Below are 16,369 nucleotides of genomic sequence, written 5' to 3'. Positions count from 1 at the left end.
ACGATGACCACGCTCGGCTGGCGGGAAATGGCATTTCTGCCCGAGCTCGGTCTGCGTGACATTCCGGCCAAGATCGACACCGGGGCGCGGACGTCGTCGCTTCACGCCCATGTGCTCGAGGAGTTCAGGCGCGATGGCGAGCGGTTTGTGCGCTTCGCGGTCGACTGGGGCGGGGTGCGCCATGAATGCGAGGCGATCCACGTCGACATTCGCGGTATTACAAGCTCCAACGGCGAAACCCAGCGCCGCTATGTCATCAAGACGCCGCTGCGCATCGGCAGTCTGGAATTCCGCGCAGAGATCAGCTTGGCAAACCGTAGCGACATGAAATTTCCGATGTTGATCGGCCGTTCTTCCTTACGTCGGCGTTTTGTCGTCGACAGCGGACACAGTTGGCTTCAGAGCCCCGGCCGCGAACCCGTCAAAGGACATAAGACATGAAAATCGCCATGTTGGCGCGCAATCCCAATCTTTACTCGCACAAGCGTCTGGTCGAGGCGGCGGAGGAGCGCGGGCACAGTCTGGATATCGTCAACACCTTGCGCTGCACGGTGCACATCGCCAGCCATCGTCCCGAAGTGTTCTATAATGGCGAACCGATGGTCGGCTATGACGCAGTCATCCCGCGTATCGGTGCCTCGATCACCAATTACGGGCTCGCCATCCTGCGCCAGTTCGAAATGCGCGGCTGCTGGCCGCTCAACGAAAGCGTCGCCATCGGGCGCAGCCGGGACAAGCTCAGAAGCATGCAGATCCTCGCCAAGCACGGGCTGGGCCTGCCGCTTACGGCCTATGCCAACGATCCCAAACAGGCCGAAGAGATCATCAAGGCGGTGAAGGGCCCGCCGGTGGTGATCAAACTGCTTGAGGGGACGCAGGGGATCGGGGTCGTGCTGGCCGAAACGATGTCCTCGGCCAAGTCCGTGATCGAGGCCTTCCGCGGGGCCAACGTCAACATCCTCGTGCAGGAGTTCATCAAGGAAGCCGGCGGCACCGACATCCGCGCGCTGGTGGTCGGCGGCAAGGTCGTCGCGGCCATGAAACGCACAGGTGCGGCGGATGATTTCCGCTCAAACCTCCACCGTGGCGGCAGCGCGCAGGTGATCAAGATCACGCCCGAAGAACGCTCGACCGCGGTGCGCGCGGCCAAGCGCATGGGACTGAATGTTTGCGGCGTCGACATGCTGCGCAGCAATCACGGACCCGTGATCATGGAAGTCAACTCTTCGCCCGGTCTCGAGGGTATCGAGAAGGCGACCGGCAAGGATGTCGCCGGCATGATCATCGACTTCATCGAGAAGAACGCCAAGGACGGGAAGACCAAGACCAAGGGCAGGGGGTGAAATGGATGCCAGTTACCCGATTTCAGTCATTTGCTCGCGGCAAATAACTCCAGGAATTTCAGCGCCAGAGGGGATTTCTGGATTTCAGCAACCTGGAGCCGGTTGCCCCAATGCAAGCCATCCGTATTGCCGTATGCAACCAGGGTGAGGTTTTCTTCGGGTACTTTCAGCAGGAAACCGGCATAGGCGTCCGGCCACCACCCGCCATGCCAGACCAGACGTTTCCCGTTCCATTCCTGACTCCACCAGCCATAGGCGTAGCTTGCCCTACTGCCATCGCCGTCAGTGGGCGGAGTCCACATCTGGTCCAGCAACTCGGGTTTGAGGATACGGCCTTCGTCCAGCGCGATCGAGTACTCCGCGAGAGAATGGGCGCTGGCGATAATACCGCTTGAACCGTTCATTTCAGGATTTGGCAGTACCGACGGATCGAGATTGTCCGGTTGTTCGGGTGCGTGGCGAAACGGGGGCGCCAGCATGCGCAGCGCGTCTCCACCTTGGCCGTCTCGCCATCCAGCGGCGATATTTTGGAGTCCGGCCTTGTCGATCACATAGCGGCGCACCCAAACGTCAAATGTCGTGCCGGTTTGTTCTTCAACCCAGTTGGACAAACGACCGTAAACGATGGGATTGTAGAGGAAGTTGCTGCCCGGTTGGCCGAGCACGCGCATTTGCAAGACCTGTCGCAGGGTCAGGCTTGCCGAGCAGTCGATAGGTGGCGGAGTGTAGCCATCATCCAGGGCCTTTCCGCCCCCGAATATGTTCCCGCTGGTCGAGAGCCACTCACACCGCGATTCCCAGTCGCTTAGCTTCGTGAAGTCGTCGTCGAGGTCGATCAGACCATCTGCATCCATGCCCAGCAAGGTGGCGGCCGTGAAGGTCTTGGTGATCGACGCCACGAGATAGCTTGTGTCTTTGGTGGTTCTCTCTTCGGCGTCGTGATCCTGCCATCCGATACCCTCGGACGCTATGATTTCGCCATCTTTGACGATCGCGTACGACATGCTGAGAACTGAATGCCGCAACCGATATTCGCGCGCGAAAGCATCGAATTGCTCGAGCTTTGCAAGGGTGGTGGTCGCATTGCTGCCAGTGCTGCCAGTGCTGTCAGTTTGCGCCAGACCATTGCCGCTGCCGAGCAACAGAGCGGAACAGGCTATCAGCAACCGGGGGAATGCAGGCATAAGTGAAACTCTCTTTGTTATCGGGGAGAGCGCCTAGCTATCGTATCGCGCGATGACCACCCTCGAGAAATGACAAGCAGCGATCGAGCGGCAGACCCTCAAGCGTTCCTTGCCATCAATCCGCCGTCGACAGGTATCACGGCGCCAGTGATGAAGCTCGCTGCGGGCAGCACGAGGGATATCGTGACATGCGCGACTTCTTCAGGATCTCCGTACCGTCTCAGTGCGGTGCGTCGCTTGGCGTAGATCGTCTTGTGCTCGTCCGAGATGCTCGAGGTCATCGCGGTATTGATCGGGCCGGGGCAGAGGCAGTTAACGGTGATGCCTTCGGGGCCGAGGTCGACAGCCATCGATCGGGTTAGGCCGGTGACCCCGGTCTTTGCCGCCACATAGGGTGAAAGTCCGGGCGTCGCGCCGAGCCCTTCGGTCGAGGCGATGTTGACGATGCGCGGCGCATCGCTCTCGCGCAGATGAGGCAATGCCGCGCGCACCATACGCTGCTGACCGGTGAGCAGGATGGTGAGGGCGCGGTTCCACACCTCTTCGTATTCGTCGTCGTCCGCGTCGAGCGAAGCATGACACGAGACGCCCGCATTGTTGATGAGAATGTCTATGCCTCCGAAGTCCTCTGCGATCCGGGCCACCACGCTCTTGATGGTTTCGGCATTGGATACGTCGAGCGCATAGGGCCGCGCGTTGACACCGCAGTCACGCGCAACTTCCTGACACGCGCCCAGATCGAGGTCGGTGACGGCAACCTTGGCACCCTCGCTTGCGAGCAGTTTGGCCGTAGCGCGGCCCATGCCGCTGGCGGCACCGGTTACGATGGCGATGCGACCTTCGATAGAGCGCGATCTGTTCGACAATGTATCTCTCCCTGACTGCTTCTTATCTGAAGGGCGGCTCGTTGAACGCGCGCAGCTTGCGCGAATGCAGCCGGTCACCTTCATCGCGCAGGCGCTTGCACGCCACCAGTCCAATCTGGAGATGCGCGGCGATGGCTTCCTCGTAGAACTGGTTGGCCTGTCCCGGCAGCTTGATTTCGCCGTGGAGCGGCTTGTCCGACACGCATAGCAGCGTGCCGTAGGGGACGCGGAAGCGATAACCCTGTGCAGCGATGGTGGCACTTTCCATTTCGATCGCGATCGCGCGGCTCTGCGAGAATCGCTTGGCGCTGTTCGAATAGAGGAGTTCCCAGTTGCGGTCGTCGGTCGTCACGACCGTGCCCGTGCGCATGCGCTGCTTGAGGTTCGCGCCCTGCGTACCTGAAACCGACTCCGCAGCCCCGGCGAGCGCTTGCTGTACCTCGGCAATGGGAGGGATCGGGATCTCGGGAGGGAGAACCCCGTCGAGCACGTGATCGTCGCGCAGATAGGCATGGGCGAGGACGAAATCGCCGATCTTCTGGCTTGAGCGAAGTCCGCCGCAGTGGCCGATCATCAGCCAGCTGTGCGGGCGCAACACAGCCAGGTGATCGCAGATCGTCTTCGCATTCGAAGGGCCGACACCGATGTTGACCAAGGTGATACCACTCTTGTCCTCGCGCATGAGGTGATAGGCCGGCATCTGGTGTTTGCGCCAGGCGGTGTCGGACAGCTGGCTGCGCGCGTCTTCGGTCTCTGTGCCGATACTGAGCCCGCCTGCACCGGTCAGACCGATATAGCCATCCGTGCCGACCTGCTGCGCTGCCCAGTCAACGAACTCATCGACATAGCGGTGGTAGTTGGTGAACAGTATGAAGTGCTGGAAATCGTCCGTGCGGGTGCCGGTGTAGTGCGCGAGACGCGCCAGCGAGTAATCTGTGCGCAGCCCGTCAAACAGCGACAATGGATAGGTTTCGACGGGCTCATTCAGTTCCTGCCCATCGGCCAGCTCGTCGCCGATCAGCGCCAGATCCGTCGCGGGGAAGTGCTTGGCAAGTTCATGCGGCGCTATTCCCGCCATCATAGCGCCCGCGTCGCCATCGAGCACATAGGGGAAAGGGATCTCCTGGCGCGAGGGGGAAACCTCGAGCCGAACATCATAGTCTTTGGTGATCAGATCGATCTGTTCTTCGAGGTAACTGGCGAAGAGCGACGGGCGTGTGATCGTCGTCGAATAGACCCCTGGCTGTTCGAGCCGTCCGAAGGCGCGCGAGCGGTCGGACGGATTGCCCTCGCCGGAGAAATGCAGCCGTAATTCCGGATAGGCGTAGCTACCGTCCTCTCGCTTGCGCTGTGGCGGTGTGGTGCCATCCTTGGCGAAGGCGAGGATATCGGTGCGGAGTTCTTCGCAGGCGCGGTCAAAAATGGCCTGCAGTTCGGATACTATTGTGCGTGAATCGTTCATCGACGCCCGATAGCGCGCAATTTGCGTCAATCCAAGGACAGCGGTTCCTTTGCGTGAGTGGCCGCAAAGAAAAAGGGCCGGGAACAGCGGACAAATCGCTGGTCCCGACCCCTTTTGGATCAGTGAGCTAGAGCTCGACTAAGCCCTCAGGCCTCGTCGCTCTTTTCAGCATCGTCCGAAGCGTCTTCGGCCGCTGCTTCCACAGCCTCACCTTCGGGCTGCGGCTCGACGCCGTCTTCGAACAGCTCGGAGGGGATTTCGCCCGGTTCGAGCGTCGGATCGACGCGGTTCGCTTCGGCAGCTTCTTCGATTTCGCGCTGTTCTTCTTCGAACATTTGCGCGAGCACGTCGACGCCCTGGCTCTGCAATTCGGCCTCGTCTTCGGAACGTGCGACATTGGCCTTGGCCGTCACATGCACCTCGGGGTGGAGGGCGATGGTCACTTCGTGCATGCCGATCGTCTTGATCGGGCTGCCCATGATGACCTGCTTCTTGTCGATCTCGTGACCCTTGTCGGCGAGGCCGGCAACGATGTCACGGACGTTGACCGAGCCGTACAGCTGGCCGGCGTTCGAGGAAGCGCGGATCAGGACGATCTCGGTGCCGTCGACCTTCTCGCCCTGCTTTTCGGCTTCCGAACGCTTCTCTGCGTTTTCCTTTTCAAGGCGTTCGCGGTTCGCTTCGAAGACCTTCTTGTTGGCTTCGTTGGCGCGCAGAGCCTTGTTCTGCGGGAGCAGGAAGTTGCGGGCGTAACCGTCCTTGACGGTGACGACGTCGCCGATCGTGCCGAGCTTCTCGATACGTTCGAGGAGGATGATATCCATGTGTCTTCTCCTCTTACTTCACGATGTAGGGCAGCAGGCCGATGTGGCGAGCGCGCTTGATCGCTTTGGCGAGTTCGCGCTGCTTCTTGGCGCTGACGGCGGTGATACGGGAAGGAACGATCTTGCCACGCTCGGACATGAAGCCCTGCAGAAGGCGCGTATCCTTGTAATCGATCTTCGGCGCGTTCTTGCCCGAGAACGGGCAGGATTTGCGGCGGCGGAAAAACGGACGTGCCATCAGTTACGCTCCTCACGATCGCTGCGACGCTTCTTGTCGCGGTCGTTCTTGCGCATCATCACCGAAGGACCGTCTTCGTGTTCGTCGACACGAATGGTCATGTAGCGGATGACGTCTTCGTTGATACGGGTCTGGCGCTCGAGTTCCTCGACAACGGTGCCCGGGGCATCGATGTTGAGCATCACGAAGTGTGCCTTGCGGTTACGGTCGATCTTGTAGGCGAGCGACTTGAGACCCCAGGTCTCGGTCTTGGTGACCTTGCCGTCGTTCTGTTCGACGATTTCGGTGGCGGCTGCCGCCAGCGCGTCGACCTGGGACTGGCTCAGGTCCTGACGCGCGAGAAAGATATGCTCGTAAAGAGCCATCTCGCTTCCTTTCACATTTATGCCGATCGCTGGCTTGTCCGTCCGGATGACGGGGCCCCTCCGGCTTTCTTCGAATCCCCGTGGCAGCGGTTCTGCCGCAGGGAAGGCGCGCACATAGCGGTTTCCGGGAGGAAAGCAAGTGCAGTGTAGGGCTTGCGAAGGCGGAACGGGGCGGGCAGGGGACCGTTCACACCGCAAAGGTTTTCAAGGAGAAGTGGATTGCCCGGCGGATTGGTAGCGCTGCTCGACGATGTCTCGGTGATTGCGCGCGCAGCAGCAGCTTCGATGGACGACATCAGCGTCGCGGCGAGCAAGGCGGGCACCAAGGCGGCAGGCGTCGTGATCGACGATGCCGCTGTCACGCCGAGCTACGTCACCGGCCTTAGCCCCAAGCGCGAGCTGCCGATCATCTGGCAGATCACCAAGGGGAGCCTCAAGAACAAGCTGCTGATCCTGCTACCCGGCGCTTTGGCGCTGAGCTGGTTCCTGCCGCAGGCGATCATCTTCATCCTGATGCTGGGTGGTGCCTATTTGAGCTTCGAGGGGGCCGAGAAGGTCATGGAGAAGCTGGAGGGCGAGAAGCACGGCAAGACGCTTGAAGACAAGATCGAGAATCCGGCCAAATTCGAACAGCAGCGCATCAATGGCGCGATCCGCACCGACCTGATCCTTTCGGCGGAGATCATCGCAATTTCGCTCAACGAAATCGCGACCATTACCGATAGCTTCTGGGTACGCGCAGCCGCGCTGGCTGCAGTGGGCATAGCGATCACCGTGATCGTATATGGCTCGGTCGCGCTGATCGTGAAGATGGACGACGTCGGCCTGCATCTCGCCGAAAAGCCTTCTGCCCTGGCGCAATCGGTCGGGCGGTTCCTGCTGGCCGCCATGCCGAAGCTGCTGGTGGCGCTCTCCTTCATCGGAACAATCGCCATGCTCTGGGTCGGGGGCGGCATTATCGTCCACGGCACGCATGAAATCGGGATCGATGTACTCTACAACCTCGCGCACGGCGCAGAATACTGGGCGCAGGGCGTCCTGCCCGGCGCGGCAGGTTTCGCAGGCTGGCTGGCCTATGCGACGGTCTCGGCCCTTATCGGGCTGGTGCTGGGCGCGATCATCGCTTTCGTGCTGCACAAGGTCGTGCACATGGGGCACGGCTTCGGCAAACAAGCGGAGGCTCACTGAGGTGGCGGACAAGCCGATCCTTTATACTTGTGCGCGCTCTCGCGGTTTGCGTGCGACCTGGGCGGCGGAGGAAGCGGGCGTCGATATCGACCTGAAGGTTCTGCCGTTCCCGCCGCGCTACCTCGCGCCCGAGTACAAGGAGATCAACCCGCTCGGCACCGTGCCGATGCTGGTCGACGGCGAGGCAAAGATGACCGAGAGCTGCGCGATCGCTCATTACCTCGCCACGAAAGACGGTTACACCGATCTCGCCATCGCCCCGGGCGAGCCGGACTACGCCGCCTATTGCGATTTCACCTACCACGCAGATGCGACGATCACCTTCCCGCAAACCGTCTTCATGCGCTTCGTCTTGTTCGAAAAGGACAAGGGGCTGCAGGAGGCAGGCCACGCCTATGCCAAGTGGTTCTGGAAGCGGCTCGTGAAGCTGGAGCGGCGGCTAGGGGGGCGCGAATATCTCTGCGGCGACCGGTTTACGGTTGCTGACATTTGCTGCGGCTATGCGCTGATATTGTCCGAAAGCGTGGGACTGGACGAAGGCGTGTCCGACAGTCTCAAAGCCTATCGCGAACGCCTGACTTCGCGCGATGCGTTCAAGCGCGCGATTGCAAGAGAAGAGGCTGGGCTGAAGGCCTTGGAGAGCGCCGGCGCCTGAACGTCCGCTATCCGGACTTCGCGGAACGTGGTTGATCGGCCGTAGGTAGGTGGAATGCGGACATTCGCGGGATCGCATGATCGAACTCCGCTAGTTTTAGAAGCAGACCCGTGCCGGACGGATCAGGCAGGAAAATGAATTCCGCACAGTTTGTTGCCGTCGGGATCACGAAAATAGGCCAGTTCGATGGTGCCCATGGAGGCAGTTTCGCGCGGTCCAGGTGGAGCTTCGATCGAGGTTCCGCCAGCGGCAACGGCGGTATCGTGAAGTTGCTTCACCTGCTCGGGCGAGTCGCAGGAAAAGGCGACTGTGCTGCCGTTGGCGACGCTTGCCGGTTCGTCGTTGATCGGCTGGCTGACGATGAAGTTGGTTCCGTTGCCGTTATTGTAGATCAGACGGGTATGGCCGCTGTCGGCGATGTTCCGCGTCCCTTCCCCTGCACCCAGGGTGCCGAGCACCGTGTCGTAGAAACGCTTGGATCGCTCAATGTCGTTCGATCCGACCATGGTGTGAAAAAGCATGCATACTCTCCTGAAGGCTGATCGAATTCCGATCGCCATTAGCGATCTCACCTAACAGGCACGTAACCCGCAGTCACCCCCGGCCCTCGGATGTCCGCTATCGGGTCGTAATTGGACTGTCTGCTTCGACCGCTTAGAGAAGAGTACCAGACCGTCAGCTAACGACCCGATTGCGGACGTAGGCGTAGTGTCTTGGGCCTCTACGTTTGATGGGGCCTCTATCCGTTCGCCACCACATTGACTTCGCCATCACGTCGATCGTCTGTCACGGTCCGAACCATCAATGGCACGCTCCGATCGCCGTCTAGATGTGGGCGAGAGCGGGTTCACTTTTCAGTCTCCGACGTGATTCGAAAAACTGTCTGGCACCTCCCCTTTTCGGAACATCTGCGCTTTTCGCTTGGTTGAGCCGGCATAACGCTTGCCGAATTGCGCGGAGGAAACCGTGAAAAGACATCTTCTTTCAACCATTGCCATCGCTCCCTTTGCGACCGGTGCGGCAATCGCACAGGAAAGCGAGCCTGTGGCAACCGCAGAGCCCTTGCCTCCAGCCGCTCTACCCGAGAGCGAAGCGCCGAAGGTGGATGACCGCGTTTCGATCAATGTCGGTGCGGGCGTGGTCACCGAATACATTTCGCGCGGGGTCATGTTTGCCGAGGAAGTGAGCTTGCAGCCCAGCGTCACCATATCGCTTGATGTGGCAGATGACGAAGGCGGGCTGATTACGGACGCCGACGTTTTCGTTGGCAGCTGGGCGAGCATCAAGCTCGGCTCGGTGCCCGCGGGCCCAGCCGGCCGCCTCACTCGTTTCTACGAGACCGACCTATACGCGGGGGCGGCGATCCAATTGGCCGAGAGGTGGAATATATCGGCGACCTATTACCGCTACGAATCTCTTGGCGATTCCTTCGAGGGCTATAATGACCTGGAAATGATCGCGACCTATGACGACACGGGAGCATGGGACGGCGTGCCGCTGGAGAATTTCAGCCTCTCCCCATCCCTGCGGTTGGTGCAGGAGGCCGGACGGCCGGGGCGGGAGGATGCGCTATATATCCAGCCTTCGCTTACACCGTCCTTCGATGCGCAGATCGGCGGTGAACCGATCCACGTCGCGATACCCCTGATGGTCGGCCTATCCGACGAGTATTATGACGGGATCGACGGCGGGAAAGAGACTTTCGGCTTCTTTCGCACCGGCCTTGCCCTATCAGGCCAGCCGGCACGCGACAGTCTTCCTGGTCTGACTCTCACTGGCGCTGTCGATCTCTGGGTGCCCAATAGCGAGGTGGCAAGTGGTATCGACGAGTACGATGTGGTCGGCCGTATCGGCCTCAACTGGAGCCTCTGAGCCTGACCTGACCTATCAGGCGATCCGCCGCGAATGACGGAAGCGCGCATAGCGATTGAGCAGGTCGTTGATCAGCTGATCACGCGAGAATCCCGTGACGTCATGCGGAGTTTCACCTTCCGACGTGTGTGCCATCGCCCGGTAATGGCGCGGGTCCTCTTCGCGTTCCTTGCGCGATTCCGCCCATACGAAGCTGGGGAGGAGGAACGGCCGGCTCCGCACGGTGTATCTGAAGGCCCCGCGCTCACCGTGGGGCACGGTGATCTCGATGCAGTCAGGCGTCTGTTCCATTTCGGGCTGGAAGCCGCTTTCGCGCATCTGCTCCGAAACCGCTTCCATGGCAGGTCCGGCAGTGTCCGCGATGAAGGCGTGAATGTCTTTCTGTCCGAAGTGGCCCATGATGGACGTTAGCCGTTGCTGCCAGGTTAACTCGGGAAGTCGTTCTCTGGTTGGCGCAAGCATGAGGTCGGTCGACGTGCCTTCGGATTCCATGCCCAATCCGCGATACAGCCCGTAGCAAATGAAGATCATGATGACCGCGAATGGCAACGCACTGGCGATGGCGGCGGTCTGGAGCGCCTGTAGCCCGCCAGCGACCAAGAGGACCGCAGCAATCGCGCCGGCGCACACGGCCCAGAATATCCGCTGCCACACGGGCGGGTTTTTCGCTGCCCCGGAGGTGATCATGTCGATCACGAGCGCGCCGGAATCGGCGGATGTGATGAAAAAGGTGATGATGAGGAAAGTCGCAACCAGCGAGGTTATCGCCTCCAGCGGCAGTTCCGCCAGCGTCGCGAACAGGGCAACGGGCAGGTTATCCGCCACGGTCTGGGCGATAGGCGCCGTTCCCGCCAGATCGAGCGAGATGGCGGTATTACCGAAGACGGTCATCCAGAGAAAAGTAAAGAGCACCGGCACCAGCAGCACGCCGCCCACGAACTCGCGAATGGTGCGTCCGCGCGAGATGCGGGCAATGAACATGCCGACAAAGGGCGACCAGGCGATCCACCAACCCCAGTAGAACAGGGTCCAGTCCGCCAGCCACGGATTGGGGTCGTAGGCATACATGCGGAAGGTGCGCGGTATCACCTCGCCAAGGTATGTACCCACATTCTGGACGAAGGCCTGCAGCAGGAATATGGTGGACCCCGAGAAGAGGACGAAGCCGAGCAACAATATGGCGAGGATGATGTTGAGCTCCGACAATCGCTTCACGCCCTTGTCCAGCCCGAGAAAGACCGAGAGCGTGGCCAGCAGGGTGATCACGGCGATGAGGATCAACTGTGATTGGGCTGCAATCGGAATATCGAAGAGGTAGGCAAAACCGGCGTTCACCTGCAGGACTCCGAGCCCGAGCGAGGTCGCGACGCCAAACATCGTCCCTAGTACGGCAAAGATATCGATGGCATGCCCGATCGGTCCATCAATGCGGTGACCGATCAGGGGGTAGAGCGCCGAACGGATCGTCAGCGGCAGCCCTCTGCGGAAGGAAAAATAGGCGAGCGATAGACCCACGACGATGTAGATCGCCCAGGCATGCAGCCCCCAGTGAAAGAAGGTCAGCGTCATGGCCCGCCTGGCGGAATCAACGGTGCCGCCTTCGCCCGTGGGCGGCGACGCGTAGTGCTGGATCGGCTCTGCTACTCCGAAGAATACGAGCCCGATCCCCATGCCCGCGCTGAACAGCATCGCGAACCATGACAGGTAGCTGTAGTCCGGCTCGCTTTCGTCGGGCCCAAGCTTGATATCACCGTGGCGGCTCAGCATCAGGTAGACGACGAAAAGCAGGAAGCCTGCGACGGCCGACACGTAAAGCCAGCCGAAATCGCGCACGATGTAAGCCTGGACTTCGCTGAATATCTGCCCCGCCTGGTCGGGGGCCAGCGCTCCGAACAGCGCAAAAGCGAGGATGAGGCCGGCCGATATGTAAAATACCGGCGGGTTGACCTTGATCCTGGCGCTTTCCTCGACCGGTGCGGCCTCTGTCAGGACGGGATCGGACATAGCTTCCCCTGCTTTCACCTGCGTCATCTATTCCGTTTCACAAGGCCAACGAATGACATGGCCATAAGTTCAGAAATTCCTGTCGGAGCGCTTGCGAAGCGGGGGCCGCGATCTGCTTCAGCATCCAGCCCATTTGGGAATGATCACGGCCGCCAGATTGAACTCCCTGGCGCGGATTGGGGCAGTCGAAGCTGCTACTGACGGACTTTCTCGGATCAGCGAGCAGGTTGTGCCAGGGCAGAGCTGAAGCCCGGCGAAGGCGTGACATGCATCGATGCGGGGCCTGTAAGCGAATTACAGACCTTCCGTACCGTGTCGGAACATTCGTTCAATCTGTCTTTGCGCGGTCGCTCTGCTTCTCGCCATAGTTGCACCACGATAGCCGGTCGATATTATGGGCGGAGGTCCAAACACCGTCTCTGGTGAAGCGCATGGCCCCACTCCCTGCGGCTTCGCCACACCTTCCAAGGATCTCGAGGGGGATTTGACCGCAGCTGAAAACTTCGTGAGCCTGTTCGCGCTGCCTGAGAAGATTGGGTAGAGAACGCCGTTTCTGCTCCACTCCCCCCGACAGGGACCGGTTCCGAATCCATACACAAGTCCTCGCTAGAATCTCTGGGCAGTTTTGCGCCCTCTTCCAAGCCATAGGCTTTGGACTTCCAAGCCCTGATTGCAGAGATTCTCTGCGGCCATTCCGGTCAAGATCAGCTGTAGCGCGGTGTAATCTGGTTGCCCTGCCTCCCTGAAGCGACGGTTGCCAAACTTTCCTTCAGGTGGGTGAGATATTCATCAACAACCTCAGCATGTTTTGGCGAGAGCATGAGATGTAGACTCGGCGGTTGGGTGGTCATCGAGGTGAACCATCCCTTTCGGTACATTTCACCATAGATCGCGAGGTTGTCTTCCTCTGGATGGCGAAAGGCGATTAATCCAAGGAGCGGATCGCCCAGGATCTCAAAACCAAGCTTCTTGAGACCTTCTGCTACTCGCTCCCGTGTTTGGCAAACCAGACCCTGCTTTTCGCAGTACCCATCGATACCCAGAAAATTCATCACTGCCCATGCTGCGGAAATGGCACCTCCTGGTCGCGTGCCGGCAAGGGTTGGCGTCTTCATTGGGGCGCCATTCCACTCTTTGTTCGAGAAAGGCATGTGGTCGTAGAACTCTTCAGACCGGAACAAGACCGTTGACGCACCTTTGGCTGCATAGCCGTACTTGTGCAGATCGGCGCTAATCGACCTGACAGCCGGAACCCCAAAGTCGAAAGGAGGCACAGGCACACCATTCATACGGGCGAAAGGAGCGAAATATCCACCGACGCAGGCATCAGTATGCAGCCAGATATCCTTGCTTGCCGCCACTTTTCCCAAAGCCTTGATAGGATCGATAATCCCATGAGGGAAATTCGGGGCCGAGCCGACCAGCATGATCGTTCGATCGTCGCAAGCAACGTTCATTCTTTCAGGGTCGGCTTGGTAACTGCCATCGTCCTTGAGCGGGATCCGACGGATCTCGAGATCCATCAGATGCGCCGCCTTGTCGAAGGCGGGGTGAGCAGAAAACGGCAAGACGACATTTCCTTGCTCCGCATGTCCCTTCTCCGCTCTGGCGAAGTCGCGGGCGGCCTTCATCGCCATGGTGATACTATCGGTCCCGCCGGAGGTCATGGCGCCAGTGGCGCCATCTGGCCCATTGAGGATGGAGAGTGCCATCTGGATGACCTCGCGTTCCATCTGGGCGAGCGAGGGAAAAGCCATCGGTCCTAGACCATTTTCGGACATGTAGAGTGAGTAAGCTTCCTTTTGCACCTGAGTGAGCTCGGGGCCGGCGTTGAAGACGTAGACTGCAGTTTTGCCCTCGCGCCAATTGGCATCCCCCGATCCTCGATTCACAAGCTCGACCCTAATTTCATCCCAAGGGCGGCCATGAGCCGGGATTTCCATTCAACCTTCTCCTTTCGAACGCGCGACGGTCTGGTTCGGCTAGGCTGCACACTATAGTTGCGGAATAGCCAGACTCTACACTTAGCCTCGCGTCATCGATTTTCGATCGATGCAGCATGAGACGCCATCCACCTGGCTCTAACCTCAACGACAGTCTTCTGCCTAAGCGGTAGCAGACAGTGCGAAATCGGCGCAAAGTTCGGACCTTCAGCTCATAGGACGTAAATTTCTCAGCGCGAACATCCCCGAATGGGTGGAAAGCGGAGAGTAAATCAACCATGCAGAGTATTGGGCACGGCTAATCTCCAGCCCCTCGCTGACTGGACCACTCCGCGTTACGAGACGGCTCCTCTTTCGCCAACCGACGTGCTGTGACCCAGGTTTGAATGGTGAATAGAATGATCAACACGCACCCGACACCACCGACGAAAAGATCAAACCCGTTCACTTTCCCAAAGACACCGGGACCCGTTCCAAATCCCACCATCGCCAGGGTCAAGGCAATCAACAGGAAGCGCAGCTCGGTTGGGCCGGCGTTCAAATACGACAGTTTTAGTTCGCCAAGAACGCGCACCGAGAGAAAGGCGTGGATCGAGAGCAGGAGGTAGCCCGATAGAGCCACAAGCGCTATTTCGAGTGTCACGTAAGGACTGAGTCCTATGCCCACCACTACAAGCGTCGTTGCCAGACCATCGCAACTATGGTCGAGGAAGTAGCCGTATCGTGGCCGCTCGATCTTGCGGAAGCGAGCGAGGCTACCGTCAGTGGAATCGCCAAACCATTGGATTACATATCCCGCGATGGCCAGCCACAGCCACTCATCCCCGAGGTTGCTTCCGACATATCCTGCAAAAACCATGAAGGCACCCGCCATGCCCACGAAGGTTAGCATGTCGGGTGACACCCATGCGGGCATTCGCGCGCAGATCCAGTTTAGGAGACGCCGCTCACTGCGGGCGAGCATATTTTCTTGGATACGTTCGATTGGCTTCTGGGCTTCCCGTTCCATTCGACGGACCTCGCTCGAATAATTATTGAAGTTCGGAACAACGATGGGAATCCAGCTCCCAACGGTGATTGACCACACAAGAGTAATTATAGATGCGGGCGGATGGGGCGCAGGTGAACAAGCAACCCCGATCTTACTCCGCCCCAACCAAACAGACGAAGCGATACGGCCCCCAAAAATCGCTCTGATCGCCCAGCCCCAGCGTCCTACACCGTAACATCCAGTGCAACGAAGCCCGCGACCGCAACGAGGAGGAAATTTACGGGATGTCTGCGCGTCTCTTTTTGTCGAAGCCAGACCCGCGCCAAAATCCCAACTGCAAGGCTACCGGCCAGCCAGATGAAGATCTGTTGGAGGAGTGTTTGCCCAAAAACGACATGGATAAGAACGACAGCAACAAGGAAACCGCATGCAACATTGAATGCTGCGACCCCCACTTCGAGCGCTGAAAATTGGTCTTGCGACGGAGGTTTCATAGCGGAAGCCGCGAGCTATCGATATTCGTCATGCAGGTAAGTGAAACGCTAAGGCAAACATGATTACGATGGCTAGGAGAACGAAAACGACCACTACGAGAGGCGCTTCCAGCCCGCGCGATGTTGCCTTCGCATGCTCGTTGAGGAACTGCCTGGCTTTTGCCGCGACATTCTCCTCGCACGTCAGGAGGGCAGTTTCGATCGGCGGAGCGGTTTTGTAAAAATCGATCAGCTCTTCGAGCTCGCTACCCTGAAGTTCAGGATAGCGGACAAGCAATGATGATATTCGTTCGCGCCGGGCGTCATTACTCAGTGCAACCACAGCCATAGTTTCTGTCATTAGGAACACTCCGCAAACATGTAGCGCAGCTCTTGATACAACGTTCAAACCAGGCAGGAGCGCATCCTGCATTGCACAACGCGCTCCTGGATGTTGTCCCGATCAGATGCTGGGCGAAGGGCTTTCTTCGGCAGGCGCAGGGAGGTCTTCAACAACTCCCTCGGTCGTGGGAGCATCCGCCGGAGCGGCTTCGGGAGCTGCAGGAGCGGGCTCAGCCGGCTCGACAGCAGGAGTTTCAGTGACGGTGGCCGGCACGCCTGTTTCCGAGGCAGTGTCCTGCGATGAAAGACCATCACAAGCAGCGAGCGCAAGTGCACCGAGGCTCACGCCAAGGGCAAGAACGACTTTAGTCATCTTCGATTTTTCCTAGAATGCCCGCAACCACGATTGGCTCGGGACGTGCGCTATTTACTGCGATCTGGTGAGTCGCGCTAACGGTTTCTTACCAGCCCGTTGGCCGGGTTAAGCCTGAGCCGTCCATCGTTCGAGTGATTTGAACGTCCGGATCATACCAGGCCGGCGGTGACCGCAGTGTAGCCTGCATAGCCTGTCACAAGGAGCGAACCCTCCAGCCGGGACAGCCTTCCGCCGGTGAAGGCG

At 59.4% G+C, this 16,369-nt stretch carries 18 protein-coding genes; 5 read left to right on the top strand and 13 right to left on the bottom strand.

Going from position 1 to position 16,369, the window contains the following annotated elements:
- Positions 1-3: 3 nt before the first annotated feature.
- Complete coding sequence (locus tag CCE89_RS00090) at positions 4-441, top strand: ATP-dependent zinc protease family protein (RefSeq protein WP_086436033.1); 438 nt, start codon at positions 4-6, stop codon at positions 439-441.
- Positions 438-1,343 carry a 30S ribosomal protein S6--L-glutamate ligase gene (gene rimK / locus CCE89_RS00085; RefSeq protein ID WP_086436032.1) on the top strand — a complete coding sequence of 302 codons (906 nt, stop codon included), beginning with the start codon at positions 438-440 and terminating at the stop codon, positions 1,341-1,343. Before CCE89_RS00090 ends, rimK begins: the two co-directional genes overlap by 4 nt.
- Positions 1,344-1,369: 26 nt before the next feature.
- Here rimK and CCE89_RS00080 read toward each other — a convergent pair whose 3' ends face one another.
- The 6 genes from CCE89_RS00080 to rpsF all read right to left on the bottom strand — a co-directional run bounded on the left by CCE89_RS00080 (position 1,370) and on the right by rpsF (position 6,282).
- Positions 1,370-2,527 (bottom strand): serine hydrolase domain-containing protein, encoded by a 1,158-nt coding sequence (locus tag CCE89_RS00080; RefSeq protein ID WP_086436031.1) that lies wholly within the window; start codon positions 2,525-2,527, stop codon positions 1,370-1,372.
- Positions 2,528-2,625: 98 nt separating this feature from the next.
- Positions 2,626-3,393: an SDR family NAD(P)-dependent oxidoreductase gene (locus CCE89_RS00075; RefSeq protein ID WP_234989856.1), complete on the bottom strand. Its 768-nt coding sequence runs from the start codon at positions 3,391-3,393 to the stop codon at positions 2,626-2,628.
- 22 nt (positions 3,394-3,415) lie between these two features.
- Positions 3,416-4,855, bottom strand: a complete 1,440-nt coding sequence (locus CCE89_RS00070) for an AMP nucleosidase (RefSeq protein ID WP_086436029.1) — start codon at positions 4,853-4,855, stop codon at positions 3,416-3,418.
- 146 nt (positions 4,856-5,001) lie between these two features.
- Positions 5,002-5,679 carry a 50S ribosomal protein L9 gene (rplI, locus tag CCE89_RS00065; protein WP_086436028.1) on the bottom strand — a complete coding sequence of 226 codons (678 nt, stop codon included), beginning with the start codon at positions 5,677-5,679 and terminating at the stop codon, positions 5,002-5,004.
- A 13-nt stretch (positions 5,680-5,692) separates the two neighbouring features.
- On the bottom strand, positions 5,693-5,917 hold the full coding sequence (rpsR, locus tag CCE89_RS00060; RefSeq protein ID WP_086436027.1) for a 30S ribosomal protein S18: 225 nt from the start codon (positions 5,915-5,917) through the stop codon (positions 5,693-5,695).
- A complete protein-coding gene (rpsF, locus tag CCE89_RS00055; protein WP_086436903.1) occupies positions 5,917-6,282 on the bottom strand; it encodes a 30S ribosomal protein S6 in 366 nt (121 codons plus the stop codon). The genes rpsR and rpsF overlap by 1 nt, the downstream gene beginning before the upstream one ends.
- A 219-nt stretch (positions 6,283-6,501) precedes the next feature.
- On the opposite strand from rpsF, the gene CCE89_RS00050 reads away from it, so the two are divergent.
- Positions 6,502-7,470, top strand: coding sequence for a DUF808 domain-containing protein (locus tag CCE89_RS00050; protein WP_086436026.1), 969 nt, complete (start codon positions 6,502-6,504; stop codon positions 7,468-7,470).
- Between the two features lies 1 nt (position 7,471).
- Complete coding sequence (locus CCE89_RS00045; RefSeq protein WP_234989855.1) at positions 7,472-8,125, top strand: glutathione S-transferase family protein; 654 nt, start codon at positions 7,472-7,474, stop codon at positions 8,123-8,125.
- Between the two features lie 122 nt (positions 8,126-8,247).
- On the opposite strand, the gene CCE89_RS00040 is transcribed toward CCE89_RS00045, so the two are convergent.
- The gene (locus tag CCE89_RS00040) at positions 8,248-8,646 is read right to left on the bottom strand and encodes a VOC family protein (RefSeq protein ID WP_056422467.1); all 399 of its coding nucleotides are present in this window, start codon (positions 8,644-8,646) and stop codon (positions 8,248-8,250) included.
- Positions 8,647-9,091: 445 nt separating this feature from the next.
- On the opposite strand from CCE89_RS00040, the gene CCE89_RS00035 reads away from it, so the two are divergent.
- Positions 9,092-9,997 carry a TorF family putative porin gene (locus CCE89_RS00035; RefSeq protein WP_200810261.1) on the top strand — a complete coding sequence of 302 codons (906 nt, stop codon included), beginning with the start codon at positions 9,092-9,094 and terminating at the stop codon, positions 9,995-9,997.
- A 15-nt stretch (positions 9,998-10,012) separates the two neighbouring features.
- On the opposite strand, the gene CCE89_RS00030 is transcribed toward CCE89_RS00035, so the two are convergent.
- From CCE89_RS00030 to CCE89_RS00005, 6 genes are all read right to left on the bottom strand, one after another.
- Positions 10,013-12,001, bottom strand: coding sequence for a BCCT family transporter (locus CCE89_RS00030; RefSeq protein ID WP_086436024.1), 1,989 nt, complete (start codon positions 11,999-12,001; stop codon positions 10,013-10,015).
- A 704-nt stretch (positions 12,002-12,705) separates the two neighbouring features.
- Positions 12,706-13,944, bottom strand: coding sequence for a pyridoxal phosphate-dependent decarboxylase family protein (locus tag CCE89_RS00025; RefSeq protein WP_086436023.1), 1,239 nt, complete (start codon positions 13,942-13,944; stop codon positions 12,706-12,708).
- A gap of 298 nt (positions 13,945-14,242) precedes the next feature.
- Positions 14,243-14,953: a CDP-alcohol phosphatidyltransferase family protein gene (locus tag CCE89_RS00020; RefSeq protein WP_086436022.1), complete on the bottom strand. Its 711-nt coding sequence runs from the start codon at positions 14,951-14,953 to the stop codon at positions 14,243-14,245.
- 206 nt (positions 14,954-15,159) lie between these two features.
- Entirely contained in the window at positions 15,160-15,429 is a 270-nt protein-coding gene (locus tag CCE89_RS15370; RefSeq protein ID WP_086436021.1) for a hypothetical protein, read from the bottom strand.
- Between the two features lie 28 nt (positions 15,430-15,457).
- Positions 15,458-15,769, bottom strand: coding sequence for a hypothetical protein (locus CCE89_RS00010; protein WP_143255919.1), 312 nt, complete (start codon positions 15,767-15,769; stop codon positions 15,458-15,460).
- Positions 15,770-15,871: 102 nt separating this feature from the next.
- The gene (locus CCE89_RS00005) at positions 15,872-16,123 is read right to left on the bottom strand and encodes a hypothetical protein (protein ID WP_086436019.1); all 252 of its coding nucleotides are present in this window, start codon (positions 16,121-16,123) and stop codon (positions 15,872-15,874) included.
- Between the last annotated feature and the right edge of the window lie 246 nt (positions 16,124-16,369).

Source organism: Altererythrobacter xiamenensis (assembly GCF_900177715.1).
Taxonomy (GTDB): Bacteria; Pseudomonadota; Alphaproteobacteria; order Sphingomonadales; family Sphingomonadaceae; genus Erythrobacter; species Erythrobacter xiamenensis.
Note: the sequence above shows the minus strand (reverse complement) of the source record. Positions and strands in the feature narration are given on the sequence as shown.